Raw genomic sequence first — 14,884 nt, 5'->3', positions numbered from 1 at the left:
ATGAGCGACAAAAAAGAGATTTCAAACGCAGAAATCAAAGCGGATGAGCCGATTTTAGCGAAAAAAGGGGATGCCAAAACCGAACAGCCTAAGAGCAAGCGGGAGCAGACGGAAAAAACGAATCCTTCATCTCACCGTGCGACACAAGCCGACCCGCCGAAACCTGAAACCGTCGTAGTAAAAAAAGGCGGTTCCGGTTTAGCTTTTCTTGCTTTGCTGGTAGCCTTGGGAGTCGGCGCGGCCGGTTATTATTTCGGTCAGCAGGAAGTGGCTAAAATCAATCAAAAAATGACCGCACTTGAAAATAAAATCGGCAGCGCCCCGGTTACTGAAACGACCGCCGATAGCCTGCCGACTATCGCGCAGGACAACGAACAGCTGACAAAACTGGTAAACGAACTGAAAGCGACCGACGAAAAACTGTCGAATCTGGAAGTAACATTGTCGGATAAGGATAAAGCCTTGTCAGCTTTGCAATCTCAGGTAACAAACGTAGCAAGCAATATGAACGCCCAACCGAGCGAATGGTTGCTGTCCGAGGCGGATTTCCTGCTAACCAACGCATTACGTAAACTGATGTTGGATAATGATGTAGAAACCGGCATTGCCTTATTGAAAATATCCGACGAAGTGCTGGCGAAAGTCTCCGAGCCGGAAGCAAAAACCGTGCGCGCCGCCATTAACGCGGATTTAAAACAATTATTATCCGTAGACAGTATAGATCAAAATGCGGTGATGCAACGTTTATCGCAACTGGCAAATTCCGTAGACGAACTGGTGGTAATGAACCTCAATTTCGGCGACCATGACGTGCAAACTCAAGACGAACAGGTTTCCGACAATGTAACGGACTGGAAAAACAATCTACAAAAAACCGCCACATCCTTTTTAAATCATTTCATCCGTATTTCCCCGCGTACAGATAAAGTTACGCAGGCGTTATTGGCGCCGAATCAGGACATTTATCTGCGTGAAAATATCCGCCTGCGGCTGCAAATCGCTATTCTTGCCGTACCGCGCCAACAGAACGAACTGTACAAACAATCGTTGGAAACCGTCGCCGCTTGGGTGCGCAGCTATTTTGATACCGACACCGAACTGGCAAAAAATTTTCTGAAATCGGTAGACGAACTGGCGGAACAATCCATTTATGTGGATGTGCCGAATCAGCTTAACAGTCTGAATGCACTGGATAAATTGTTAAACAAAAAACCGCAGGAGATACAAAAAATAGAGATTTCCGCCGATAAAGGTTTAACCGAAGCCAATCAGGCGGCGGCAAAAGAAATAAAAAGTGAAGAAAAATCCGAGGATACCAAAGCCGATATAAAATCTGAGGCAGTAACATCCGCCGTACCGAAGACTGAAGAATCAAAAGCCGAACAGCCGAAGGCGGATTCGCCGAAAACCGAAGATAAACCTGCTGAAAATCAATAAGGAGCAAGACCATGTTCAGAGTCTTATTTTTAATGTTAGCCTTGCTCGCCGGCTTGATTGCAGGACCATATTTGGCCGGAAAACAAGGTTATGTACTGATTCAGACCGAAAACTACAATTACGAACTGTCCATAGTCACCCTGATTATTTTTCTGGTTTTCGCTTTGGCCGTGATTTACGGAATCGAATGGTTGGTCAGCCGTTTTTGCCGTTTGAGTAATAGCACTTACGGCTGGTTCAGCCGCCGTAAACGGATGAAAGCGCAAAAACAGACGCTGGAAGGGTTAATGCGCATGAACGAAGGCGATTATTCCAAAGCGGAAAAACTAATCGGGAAAAATGCCAAACATTCCGAAGAGCCTATCTTAAACTTTATAAAAGCGGCAGAAGCCGCTCAGCAGCGGGGTGACGATTTTTCAGCCAACAAATATTTGATTGAGGCTACGGAATTGGCGGGATCAGACAATTTACTGGTAGAGTTGGCGCGTACCCGAATTTTGTTGCAACAACAAAAATTACCGGCGGCACGCAGTTCGGTGGACAGCTTGTTAATACTGGCGCCTAAAAATCCCGAAGTATTAAAGTTAGCCGTAGAAATTTACCGGAAATCAAAAGCTTACGCAGCCTTAGACGATATTCTGCAACAGGCGGAAGGCCTTTATCCGGATGCTGAATACACCGCACTTCAACGGGAAGCCGAAGACGGTTTGTTGGACGAAAAAATGAACGACGAAGGATTGGACGGACTGCTGGCATGGTGGGATGACCAATCACGCAAACGCCGTAATGACAATTACGTACGCGTAGGGTTAATCCGCCGTTTGATTGATTGCAACGATCATGAAAAAGCCTACGAACTGACCCTCGACACATTGAAAAAAGTGGAAGATGAACCGGAACTCAATAATGCGCTATTGACTCAGATCACTCGCTTACAACCGGTGGACAGCAGTAAGTTAATCAAACAGTTGGAAAAAAACGCGCTCAATCTCCCGGAAAACAAGCAATGCAATATTCAACGCGCTCTGGGTTATTTATTTGTACGTAATAATGATTTTATGCATGCCAGTGATGCTTTTAAGAAAGTGCTGGCACAAAAAGACCAGTGGCATCATTATGATGCGACCATGGCGGCTTATGTATTTGAGCAAATCGGCGATATTGTTACCGCGAAGGAAATTCGTCAGGAAATTCTGAAAAATGCGATGACACCGACAAAGCACAAACCGGTAAACATTACCGTAAAATCAACCGATAAATCAGAAAAACGCTGACTTTTCCGACCGCACTTTTAAAACCCTCAGATTTGGGGGTTTTCTTATTTCTACCTCATAATAAGTATACAATCCGATCCAGATCAATAAATTATTATATTCTCGTTTTCCTTCTTTTATTTCCGACTAAAACACTCTACAATTTTATTTAGTCTCCTACTTATTTAGTAGGTTTTATTTTATCTGTTATTTGGAGTGATTTTATGTACTGCGTACAATGCGAACAAACCATGATAACGCCGAAAGGCAACGGTTGCAGCTTTTCTCAGGGTATGTGCGGCAAAACGGCGGAAACCTCGGATCTTCAGGATTTACTTATAGCCTGTCTTCACAGTCTTTCGGCTTGGGCGGTAAAAGCCCGTGAATACGGTATTATTAATCATGAGGCTGATAATTTTGCACCTCGCGCATTCTTCGCCACATTAACCAACGTAAATTTCGATTCGGCTCGTATTGCCGGCTATGCACAACAAGCGTTAATTTATCGTAATCAATTAATTAAAGCCGTCAGCGCATTCGAATCCAATCCGACCCTTGACCATCCGTTAGCGAATATCGAATTAAACGGTGTTTCCGTTGATAAATTAGCCCGACAGGCAAAACAATTCGCATTGGATACCGACCGCGCAAAGATCGGCGAAGAAGCCCACGGGGTACGTTTGCTTTGTTTATACGGCTTAAAAGGCGCCGCTGCCTACATGGAACATGCGTATGTACTGGATAAATTCGATAACGATATTTATGCTCAATACCACGGTTTTATGTCTTGGTTAGGTACACACCCGAGCGATTTGAACGAATTATTGGAAAAAGCTCTGGCTATCGGCTCCATGAATTTTAATGTAATGGCAATGCTGGATGCCGGTGAAACCGAACATTTCGGCAATCCCGTACCGGCAATGGTTAACGTTCGTCCGGTAAAAGGCAAATGTATTTTAATTTCCGGTCACGATTTAAAAGATTTAAAAGAATTATTGGAACAAACCGAAGGCAAGGGGATTAATGTGTATACCCATGGTGAAATGCTGCCCGCTCACGGTTATCCTGAATTAAAAAAATACAAACACTTGGTGGGTAACTTCGGTTCCGGCTGGCAAAATCAGCAAAAAGAATTTGCCCGTTTCCCGGGCGCCATTGTGATGACTTCAAACTGTTTAATCGACCCGAATGTCGGCGATTATGCAGACCGCATTTTTACCCGCAATATTGTGGGCTGGCCGGGCGTGACACATCTTGAAGAACACGATTTCTCACCGGTCATTGAAAAAGCGTTGGAATGCGACGGTTTCCCTTATACGGAACTGGAACATTTAATTACCGTAGGCTTCGGTCGTAAAACCTTAATCGATGCCTCTGACGCCGTTATAGATTTGGTCAAAGCCGGCAAATTAAGCCACGTATTTGTTATCGGCGGTTGTGACGGCGATAAAGAAGAACGTCATTATTACACCGATTTAGCCTACGCATTACCGAAAGACACCGCCGTCTTAACCTTAGGTTGCGGTAAATACCGTTTCAACAAACTGGATTTCGGTACTATCGACGGCGGCCTGCCGCGTTTATTGGATGCGGGGCAATGTAACGATACTTATTCCGCCATCATGTTAGCGGTAACGCTTTCACAAAAATTAGGTATAGGATTAAACGAACTGCCGTTATCCATTGTGCTTTCCTGGTTCGAACAAAAAGCCATTATCGTACTACTGACGTTGTTAGCCTTGGGTGTGAAAAATGTCTACTCGGGACCGAGCAAACCCGCATTCTTAAATGACAATGTCATGGCGTTATTACACGAGAAATTCGGTTTAAGCGGGTTAACCACCCCGGAACAGGATTTCGGTCATATCATCGGTAAAAACGCATAATTATTTCTAGAACGTGGTATTTGCCCTAAACAACAATATGAATGTCAGATCGGACGTATGGGATACGCCCTTAGAAAGGAATAAAGCAAATGGCTAAAACAAATAAAAATCCGTTATGTATTAACGAATTACAGGTCTATTCAATCGTACAGGAAGCGCCAAAGGTTAAAACGATTAATTTTATCGCGCAGGACTTCTACCCTTATGAAGCGGGACAATACGCCTTAGTCAGTATTCGAAACACACCGCATATCACCCGTGCCTATTCATTGTCTTCCACTCCGGGAGAAAGCCGTTTTGTGTCGATCACCGTGCGTGAAATCGACGGCGGTATAGGTTCTAGCTGGTTAAACAATGAAGTGAAAGTAGGCGATCAAGTCTGGTTTTCAAACCCGATGGGCGACTTTTCCTGCCAAAAAATCATTGCCGATAACTATTTATTGGCGGGCGCAGGCAGCGGCATCACGCCGATAATGTCAATGACACGCTGGTTACTGAAAAACCGTCCGGAAGCCAATATAACCGTCATTCACAGCGTGCATTCGCCCGAAGGTGTGATTTTTAAATCCGAATGGGCGCAACTAAAAGCCGATAATCCGGGTTTAAACTTGGTGTTTAACGCCTCGGTGGACGCCACGGACGGATTTGAACATGGTCGAATCAGTAAACAAATGTTGGCGAAAGCGGTGCCGAATATTACGGATTACACGGTTATGACTTGCGGTCCGCAGACTTATATGAATGCGTTAAAATCCATGTTTCTGGCGCTTGGCGGTTCGGAACAACGTTTTTTTACCGAAGCCTTCTTCAATACCGCACTTGCCGACGACATCAGTTCCGACAAGAAAACTACGTTAACCGTAAACGGCGCCAAGCCAATCAAAACGGAAGTACCGGTCGGTATGACATTGCTTGCCGCACTGGAAGCGCAGGAACAACCGGTGGTTTCGGGTTGTCGTACCGGTTTATGCGGTTTATGTAAAACCAAAATCACAGGCGGTGAATACGAAACGGTTTCCACCGGTGACTTAACGGAACAAGAAATCGCCCAAGGCTACGTACTGGCTTGCAGCTGTCGCGTAAAAGAAAATGTGACTGTCGAGCTTTAATCCCTTTCAAAATAAGGGATTAAAAAGTGCGGTCGGTTTTTACCGAGTTTTAACGCTATCAGCAATAAACGGCATAGCCAACAAAAGTTGCTTTTCCCGCGATTTGTCTGCTGCGCCGTTATTTTATGCACAAAAAACGACCGCACTTTTGTGCTGAAGTGCGGTCGTTTCCGGTCGGATTTTATAAAATGAAACGGCTTAAATCTTCGTTATCCACCACATCATTTAACACCTCCGATACGTATTTTTCATCAATTACGACGCTTTCACCGGAACGTTCGCTGGCATCAAAAGAAATGCCGTCCATTAAGCGTTCAAGTACGGTATGCAAGCGGCGGGCACCGATATTTTCGGTTTTTTCGTTCACATGGAACGCCGCCTCGGCAATTTTACTGATACCGTCAGGGGTGAATTCTACCGTTACGCCTTCGGTTTTCATTAACTCTTTATATTGTAAGGTCAATGACGCACTCGGTTCGGTTAAAATACGTTCGAAATCTTCTTTGGTTAATGATTTCAGCTCCACCCGAATAGGCAAACGCCCTTGCAATTCCGGCAACAAATCCGACGGGCGGGCAACCTGAAACGCACCGGAACAAATGAACAAAATATGGTCGGTCTTTACCATACCGTGTTTAGTATTCACCGTCGAGCCTTCAATAATCGGCAGTAAATCCCGCTGTACGCCTTCACGGGAAACGTCGGCGCCGCCGCGATCGGATTGTTTACAGATTTTATCGATTTCATCGATAAACACGATACCGTTTTGTTCCACCGATTCAATAGCTTTTTGTTTTAAATCTTCATTGTTAACCAGTTTTGCCGCTTCGTCATCAATCAGCACTTTCATCGCATCTTTTACTTTCATACGTCTTTTTTTCGAATGACTCGGTGATAAACCTTCGAAAAGCGACTGAAGTTGCGACGTCATTTCCTCCATTCCCGGCGGCGTCATAATTTCCACATTCATTTGCGACGAAATATCCACTTCGATTTCGCTGTCGTCTAACGCGCCTTCGCGCAATTTTTTGCGGAACACCTGACGGGTGGCGGAATCTTTCTCATATTCGGTTTCGCCCCATTTGTTTTTTGCGCGCGGCAACAAAATATCCAAAATACGTTCTTCCGCCGCATCCTGCGCTTTCATACGGTTTTTTTCCACCTCGATTTTACGAATCTGCTTTACCGCCATATCCGTCAAATCACGAATAATGGTATCCACTTCTTTCCCGACATAACCTACTTCGGTGAATTTAGTGGCTTCCACTTTCACAAAGGGTGCATTGGCTAATTTCGCCAAACGGCGGGCAATTTCCGTTTTTCCCACACCGGTCGGACCGATCATCAAAATATTTTTCGGCGTGACTTCCTGACGTAATTCTTCCGGTAACTGCATACGGCGCCAGCGGTTACGCAACGCAATGGCTACCGCGCGTTTCGCTTCGCTTTGACCGATAATGTAAGCATCTAATTCAGACACGATTTCTCTTGGCGTCATAGTTGACATAATTTATTCCTTTCTTGTGTGATGCGCCGCATCTTAATAACTGAAAGGCACGAATAGATGTTCGTGCCGATAAAATTAAATTTCTTCGATAATATGATTGTGATTGGTATAAATATCAATATCGCCCGCAACGGTTAAGGCTTCTTTTACTATTTCAACGGCTGTTAAATTATTTTCGGTACGTAATAACGCCAATGCCGCAGATTTCGCATAATTACCGCCGGAACCGATGGCTAACACATCGAATTCCGGTTCAATCACATCACCACTGCCCGAAATTAATAGAAAATCCGTTTCGTCCGCGACAATCATCATAGCTTCCAAGCGACGCAGAGAACGTTCGGTACGCCATTCTTTAGCTAATTCCACCGCGCTCTTCACCAAATGTCCTTGGTGTAATTCCAGTTTTTTCTCAAACAATTCAAGCAAAATGAACGCGTCCGCCGTCGAACCGGCAAACCCGGTTACCACCTTTCCTTTATAGGTTCGACGGACTTTACGCACCGTGCCTTTTTCCACACTGTTGCCTAATGTCGCCTGTCCGTCACCGCCGATAGCGACTTTACCGTCTTTTCGTACACATACGATAGTTGTCATTATTCTGTCCTTTTTTATGGAAACTTGTTGGTTAAATGGGGAACGAAAAGCCTTTTTTCAAGGCGAAAAAGAAAAAATCCGCCTAAATTTTATTCGGGCAGATTTCTTTTTTAACGGATAAAGCGGTCCGGCGGATTAGTTTCTGTCTAAATCCAGATCCGCTTTATATTCGATGCGATGATGATCTTTTAATTCGATGGACACATCCAGTTCTTCGTCTCCGCGTTCGAATTTTAAATCCGCATCATCATGTTCGATATCTTTCTCTTCCAGATGAAAACCGCGGGCACGCGCATGACGAATCACTTCCCGCGCCAATTCCGGCACACTCACATCACGGGAATCCAGACGAAATTCCGCTTCGAATTCACCGTCTCCTTTGCGATCGGCTTTAACAATGTCCGCATCATATGGTACATAAATATCGCGCGGAATGTGCGCGGCGAAAACAGTCGCCGAAAAAAAACCGGCAAAGATTGCGATTAATGCCGCTTTTGCATTGAATTTCATAAAACGTCCTTTTATTGATTATTTAACGCTGTCTTTGCGTAAAGACCGAGAAGGAAAGTTCCTGAAAATTCAGGAAAATGAAACAAAAATGCGGTTTTGTTTCAGAAAAAACATTACTTTTTTCGACCGCACTTTTACTGGGAAAGAGACTGTCGCGACCGTTCAAACAAAGCTTTATGTTCTTTGATAATCGCCATAAAAGGTTGTGCGAAGCGATCCCATTTTATAGCGCCCACACCGTTAATTTGTAACATTTCCGCTTTGCTGGTAGGCAGATAAAGCGACATTTCCTGCAATGTGGCGTCACTAAACACAATATAGGGCGGAATATTTTCCCGTTCAGCAATTTTTTTGCGTAAAAAGCGTAAACGGGCAAATAAATCTTTATCATAATTAGTGACGGCGCTGCGTTGCGGTGAAGCAACCGTCGCAATAGCGGATAAGCGCGGTGTCGCCAGTTCCAGTTTTATTTCACCGCGCAACACCGCGCGGGCGCTTTCGGTTAAATGCAGCATTACGCCCACTTCGTTCATCACTTGACGGATAAAACCCAAATGAATCAGCTGGCGGATCACTGATTGCCAGTATTCTTTGCTTTTATCCTTGCCGATTCCGTATACACTGAGGGTATCGTGCCGGTGATCCCGGATTTTCTGATTATTCAGTCCTCGCAATACACCGATAACATACTGTACGCCGAAACGCTGGCCGGTGCGGTAAATGGCGGACAAGATTTTCTGAGCATCCAGCAAACCGTCATATTTTTTCGGCGGATCAAGACAAATGTCGCAATTTCCGCAGGGTTTTTGCCTATTTTCGCCGAAATAATTCAACAAGACTAAACGACGGCAAGTCTGGCTTTCGGCAAACTCACCGATGGCTTCCAGCTTGTGCAGTTTGATATCGCGTTGCGGCGATTCCGGTTCTTCCATTAAAATTTTATGTAACCAGCCGTAATCCGAAGGTTCGTAAAACAACACGGCTTCCGCCGGCAAATCGTCACGCCCCGCGCGCCCGGTTTCCTGATAATAGGCCTCAATGCTACGGGATAAATCGAAATGCGCTACAAAACGCACATTGGATTTATTAATCCCCATGCCGAACGCGATAGTTGCCACTACCACTTGAATATTGTCGTGTTGAAAAGCGCGTTGCACCCGTTCCCGTTCCGTAACGTCCATACCCGCATGGTAAAACTCCGCAGAAACGCCACGTTTTTTCAAGGCTTCGGTCACTTTTTCCGATTTATTGCGACTGTTACAGTAGACAATGCCGCTTTTTCCTTTCTGCGCCACCACAAAATTGCATAACTGTTCCACGGGTTTGAACTTTTCCACCAGCGTATAACGGATATTAGGACGATCAAAACTGCCTACATACAAGTGCGGTCGGTTTAAACGGAGATTTTGCAGAATATCCTGCCGGGTAGTGCTGTCGGCGGTGGCGGTTAACGCCATAATCGGCGCATCGGGAAAACTGGCTTTTAAACCGCCCAGTTGGGTATATTCGGGACGAAAATCATGTCCCCATTGGGAAATACAGTGAGCTTCGTCAATGGCGATAAAGCTCACCTGGCAGAGGGAAATAAACGAAAAAAAACTATTGGTCATCACCTTTTCAGGAGAAAGATAAAGCAATTTCAGTTGTCCGGAAATCGCTTTATTTTGCACCTGTTGCTGCTGCTCGAAGGTTTGAGTGGAATTCAGATAATCCGCTTCGATACCGTTCGCCAGCAGTTGATCCACCTGATCTTTCATTAACGAAATCAGCGGCGAGATCACCAGCGTTAATCCCGGAAAACACAGAGCCGGCAGTTGATAACACAGAGATTTGCCGTTTCCCGTCGCCATCACTACCAAGCTGTCTTGTCCTTGTAACGCTGCGTTAATCGCTTCTTCCTGCCCCAGACGGAACGCCTGATAACCGAAAACCTCTTTCAGTTTCTGAAGTGCGGTGGAAATTTCAGCTGTTTTATCCATTAAATGAAACTCACCTGTTCGCCGTGAGCCTGGCAAGCTTCCGTTAAGGCATCCCAAAAACGCACTCCCTGCCCGTTTACCCAATCGTTATTTTTCCAGGCAAAATGCAGTCCGCCCAAACGGCTTGCCAGCCATAGTTCGAGCAGCGGTTCCTGTTTATTCACCACGATTTGGCTGCGATCATCGAAGGTAATGGTAAATACGGAACCTTGACGGTCACAGTCCGCATCCGCATCCTGGGCTTCCAGTTGTTCTTCAATGCTATCCCAGAGTTGATCGATATTTTGGTGAAATTCAGCTACGTTCATTGTTTATCCTAAAGTAACGTTTTTAATTGATACAAATAAGCCAGCGCCTGTTTCGGGCTGAGTTCGTCAGGGTCGAGCTTTTCCAGCATTTCAAGCGCCGCATTTTTGCCGTCGTCTTCTTCCATCAATGCCAGTTCGCCCTGCATTTGATGAAGAGTTCTTAAATCCTGTAGTTTTTGATCCGCACTTTGCGCCGACAATTTTTCCAATTGCGCCAGTTTTTGTTTCGCCAGTTTAATCACTTGCTGCGGCACGCCCGCTAACGCCGCCACGGCTAAACCGTAACTTTTACTCGCCGCGCCGTCCTGCACCGCATGCATAAAAGCGATAGTGTTGTCATGTTCCAGCGCATCCAAATGCACGTTTGCCGTACCGGCAAACTGTTCGGGCAACACGGTTAACTCAAAATAATGGGTGGCGAACAGTGTGAGCGAACGCAATTTCTTCGCCAGCCATTCCGCACACGCCCAAGCCAGCGACAAACCGTCGTATGTGGAGGTCCCTCGTCCGATTTCGTCAATCAGCACCAAACTGTCAGCAGTGGCCTGATGCAGAATATTCGCCATTTCCGTCATTTCCACCATAAACGTGGAACGACCGGACGCCAAATCGTCACTGGCACCGATACGAGTAAATATGCGGTCGATCGGTCCGATCACCGCTCGTTCCGCCGGAACGAAACCGCCCATATACGCCATTAACGTAATCAATGCCGTTTGACGCATATAAGTACTTTTCCCGCCCATATTCGGACCGGTAATCACCAATAAACGGCGTTGCGGATTAAGACAGACCGGGTTGGCGATAAACGGTTCTTTCAATACCTGTTCCACCACCGGATGACGGCCGTTTTGAATTTCCACGCCGATTTCCGGGCTGAATTCGGGACAAACGTAATTCAGGGTTTCCGCCCGTTCCGCCAGATTAGTCAGCACATCCAGTTCCGCCAAGGTCATACTGGATAACTGCAGGGCGGCCAAATGAGGAAGCAGTTGGTCAAAAATCTCCTCATAAAGCTGTTTCTCTAATGCTAAAGCGGCACCTTTGGCTTTCAGCACTTTATCTTCATAGGTTTTCAGTTCGGGGATAATGTAACGTTCGGCATTTTTCAGGGTTTGCCGGCGCACGTAATGCATCGGCGCGTTATGTGCCTGTCCCTGACTGATTTGAATATAATAACCGTGTACCGCATTATACCCTATTTTTAGGGTGTCAATACCCGTACTTTCCCGTTCGCGCCGTTCCAGATCTGCCAAATATTGAGTAGCACCGTCCGCCAGCGAACGCCATTCGTCCAGTTCCGCATGATAACCCGGTGCAATTACGCCGCCGTCCCGAATCAGCAACGGAGGCGAATCAATAATGGCTCGCTGTAATAAATCGCAAAGTTCGGCAAATTCTCCCATCGGTTGGGATAGTGCGGTCAGATTTTGCAAAGTTTTGATTATTTGCTGCAATTGCGGAAGCTGTTCCAACGCCGTTCTCAGGCGGGTTAAATCGCGCGGACGCGCCGTTCGCAAGGCCACCCGCGCTAAAATCCGTTCCATATCGCCCACTTGCCGTAACAGCGGTTGCAGCTCATCGATTAAATCATCCTGCAAAATAGCGGCGATGGTTTGTTGCCGTTGCCGTAATTTTTGGATTTTACGAATAGGTTGATGGATCCAGCGTTTTAGCAAGCGACTGCCCATCGGCGTGACACATTTATCCAGCACCGATGCCAGCGTATTTTCCGTGCCGCCGCTCAAATTCCGAGTTAATTCCAGATTGCGGCGGGTGGCGGCGTCCAACTGCACCGTATCGCTATTTTGTACCAAACTGATGCTTTTAATATGCGGCAATGCGGTGCGTTGGGTTTCTTTGGCATATTGAAACAGACAACCCGCCGCGCATAGACCTAAAACGGCTTTTTCTACGCCGAAAGCTTTTAAATCTTTGGTACCGAACTGGCGGTTCAGCAACTGCACGGCGGTACCCAATTCGAATTCCCAAATAGGGCGACGGCGCAAACCTTTTGTCTGTTCGATAATTGCCATTTCGCTAAAATCTTCGCTATAAAGCAATTCCGCCGGCTGTAAACGTTGTAATTCTGCGTGCAGTGTTTCCGCATTTTCCGCTTCCGCAATCTGAAACCGTCCGGAAGACATATCCAGCGACGCCAAACCGAAACGGTCTTTTTCCTGATACACCGCCACCAACAGGTTATCCTGCCGTTCCGGCAATAGATTTTCGTCGCTGACGGTACCCGGCGTGACAATTCGCACGATTTTACGTTCCACCGGCCCTTTACTGGCGGCGGGATCGCCAATCTGTTCACAAATAGCGACGGATTCCCCCAGTTGCACCAGTTTCGCCAGATAACCTTCCACCGCATGATAAGGCACACCCGCCATAGGAATAGGCCGCCCCGCGGATTGCCCGCGTTTAGTCAGTGAAATATCCAACAACGCCGCCGCTTTTTTAGCGTCGTCATAAAACATTTCGTAAAAATCGCCCATACGATAAAACAACAAAATATCGGGATTCTCCGCTTTGATGGTCAGATATTGTTTCATCATCGGCGTATGAGCGTCAAAATTCGGCATAATAGTCTCTTTTCTTTAATATAAGGGGCGGATTATAACAAAAAGCGCGGTCGGTTTAGCCGTTATTTTTTCAGCGCACCCAGAATACCGCGCATAATCTGTTTGGTAATTTGGTTACGCATATTACGCCCCACGGATTTCACCACGCCGTTTACGATTTGTTCAGTGGGCGTGAGTTTTTCTCCGCGTTTTTTAGTGCCGAAAATCATGCGGCTTAAACTGCCTAAAATACCGTTTTCTTCTTCCTCCTGCGCCAGTTTCGCCTGTTGTTCGGCCACTTTGGCTAAATCCGCTTGTTGCTGTAACACTTCAAATGCCGAAATATTGTCTACGTATGCGCTGTAATGCGGATATAGCCCATCGTTTTTCACCCAAGCCTGACGCTGTTCTTCGGTTAACGGCGTCAGTCGGCTTTTCGGCGGATAAATCATGGCTATTTCCACCGGCGTCGGCATGCCTTTTTCATCCAGAAAAGAAACCAAGGCTTCGCCCACCCCCAAAGTAGTAATGGCTTCCACCACATTGACATCTTTATTGGAACGGAAAGTTTCCGCCGCCGATTTTACCGCTTTTTGATCGCGCGGCGTAAAGGCGCGCAGAGCATGCTGTACACGATTGCCCAGTTGTCCCAACACGCTTTCCGGCAAATCCAGCGGATTTTGCGTGACAAAATAAATGCCCACGCCTTTGGAACGAATCAGGCGCACCACCTGTTCCACTTTTTCCACCAGTACCGCCGGCGCGCCGTCGAACAACAGATGCGCTTCGTCAAAGAACATAACGAATTTCGGTTTATCCGGATCGCCCACTTCAGGCAAACGTTCGAACAATTCCGCCATCAACCATAATAAAAATGCGCTGTACATTTTCGGCGAATTGATTAATTTTTCCGAATTTAAAACATTAATCACACCTTTTCCGTCGCGGGTTTGCAGCCAATCTTCCAGGTTCAGAGCCGGTTCACCGAATAATTTGTCCGCACCTTGATTTTCCAATGCTAATAAAGCGCGCTGAATTGCGCCCACACTGGCGGCGGAAATATTGCCGTATTGCAACTGAAATTCTTTGGCATTATCCGCTAAATATTTCAGCATGGCGCGCAAGTCTTTCAAATCGATCAGTAATAAACCTTTATCATCCGCTACTCGGAACAGTATATTCAACAAACCTTCCTGGGTATCGTTCAGATTAAGCAGACGCGCGAGCAGCATCGGCCCCATTTCCGAAACAGTGGTCCGCAACGCAATACCGCTATTGCCGAATACATCCCAAAAAGAAACGGGATAAGCGTCCAAATAATCTTCGCCGCCCAATTCCAGTTTTTCCACCCGTTCCGCAATTTTACCCTGTAATGCGCCTTTTTGGCTCAATCCCGACAAATCGCCTTTCACATCCACCAAAAACACCGGTACGCCGTCATCACTGAACGCTTCGGCACATTTGCGTAATGTTACGGTTTTCCCCGTTCCCGTGGCACCGGCAATCAAACCGTGACGATTTGCCATTTTTTTATGAATACCGAAGGTTTCTCCCCGGGCATTGCGCGCGATGTGGTAAATATTCATAAACTATCCTTTTGGTTAAAGTGCGGTCGGAAAAAACGATGTTTTTATCACCGCTTCGGGTGATCGGTTTTATCGAAATAACACCGTCATTTATCCATAAAACATACTGTATTTTATGCTATCCTAACGGGAGAAAAAAGGAGAAATT

General features: G+C 46.2%; 11 protein-coding genes. 4 read left to right on the top strand and 7 right to left on the bottom strand.

Annotation, left to right across the window (positions count from 1 at the left end):
• From ASUC_RS01855 to hcr, 4 genes are all read left to right on the top strand, one after another.
• A complete protein-coding gene (locus tag ASUC_RS01855; protein ID WP_011979007.1) occupies window positions 1-1,437 on the top strand; it encodes a uroporphyrinogen-III C-methyltransferase in 1,437 nt (478 codons plus the stop codon).
• A gap of 11 nt (window positions 1,438-1,448) precedes the next feature.
• Window positions 1,449-2,711: a heme biosynthesis protein HemY gene (locus tag ASUC_RS01850; RefSeq protein ID WP_011979006.1), complete on the top strand. Its 1,263-nt coding sequence runs from the start codon at window positions 1,449-1,451 to the stop codon at window positions 2,709-2,711.
• A 203-nt stretch (window positions 2,712-2,914) separates the two neighbouring features.
• Window positions 2,915-4,576 (top strand): hydroxylamine reductase, encoded by a 1,662-nt coding sequence (gene hcp, locus ASUC_RS01845; RefSeq protein WP_011979005.1) that lies wholly within the window; start codon window positions 2,915-2,917, stop codon window positions 4,574-4,576.
• Between the two features lie 89 nt (window positions 4,577-4,665).
• Entirely contained in the window at window positions 4,666-5,685 is a 1,020-nt protein-coding gene (gene hcr / locus ASUC_RS01840; protein ID WP_011979004.1) for an NADH oxidoreductase, read from the top strand.
• Between the two features lie 181 nt (window positions 5,686-5,866).
• Here hcr and hslU read toward each other — a convergent pair whose 3' ends face one another.
• From hslU to ASUC_RS01805, 7 genes are all read right to left on the bottom strand, one after another.
• Window positions 5,867-7,192 carry an HslU--HslV peptidase ATPase subunit gene (hslU, locus tag ASUC_RS01835; protein ID WP_011979003.1) on the bottom strand — a complete coding sequence of 442 codons (1,326 nt, stop codon included), beginning with the start codon at window positions 7,190-7,192 and terminating at the stop codon, window positions 5,867-5,869.
• 75 nt (window positions 7,193-7,267) lie between these two features.
• Window positions 7,268-7,789 carry an ATP-dependent protease subunit HslV gene (gene hslV / locus ASUC_RS01830; RefSeq protein WP_011979002.1) on the bottom strand — a complete coding sequence of 174 codons (522 nt, stop codon included), beginning with the start codon at window positions 7,787-7,789 and terminating at the stop codon, window positions 7,268-7,270.
• A gap of 135 nt (window positions 7,790-7,924) precedes the next feature.
• On the bottom strand, window positions 7,925-8,299 hold the full coding sequence (locus ASUC_RS01825) for a hypothetical protein (RefSeq protein ID WP_011979001.1): 375 nt from the start codon (window positions 8,297-8,299) through the stop codon (window positions 7,925-7,927).
• A 134-nt stretch (window positions 8,300-8,433) separates the two neighbouring features.
• Window positions 8,434-10,278 (bottom strand): DNA helicase RecQ, encoded by a 1,845-nt coding sequence (gene recQ, locus ASUC_RS01820; RefSeq protein ID WP_011979000.1) that lies wholly within the window; start codon window positions 10,276-10,278, stop codon window positions 8,434-8,436.
• On the bottom strand, window positions 10,278-10,586 hold the full coding sequence (gene cyaY, locus ASUC_RS01815; protein WP_011978999.1) for an iron donor protein CyaY: 309 nt from the start codon (window positions 10,584-10,586) through the stop codon (window positions 10,278-10,280). Before cyaY ends, recQ begins: the two co-directional genes overlap by 1 nt.
• A gap of 8 nt (window positions 10,587-10,594) precedes the next feature.
• The gene (mutS, locus tag ASUC_RS01810) at window positions 10,595-13,171 is read right to left on the bottom strand and encodes a DNA mismatch repair protein MutS (protein WP_011978998.1); all 2,577 of its coding nucleotides are present in this window, start codon (window positions 13,169-13,171) and stop codon (window positions 10,595-10,597) included.
• Between the two features lie 62 nt (window positions 13,172-13,233).
• The gene (locus ASUC_RS01805; protein WP_011978997.1) at window positions 13,234-14,736 is read right to left on the bottom strand and encodes a helicase HerA-like C-terminal domain-containing protein; all 1,503 of its coding nucleotides are present in this window, start codon (window positions 14,734-14,736) and stop codon (window positions 13,234-13,236) included.
• Window positions 14,737-14,884 lie beyond the last annotated feature (148 nt).

Origin of the sequence: Actinobacillus succinogenes 130Z, assembly GCF_000017245.1 — a bacterium.
GTDB classification, from domain to species: domain Bacteria; phylum Pseudomonadota; class Gammaproteobacteria; order Enterobacterales; family Pasteurellaceae; genus Exercitatus; species Exercitatus succinogenes.
The sequence above is the reverse complement of the archived record's forward strand: the minus strand, read 5'-3'. Positions and strand labels throughout refer to the sequence as shown.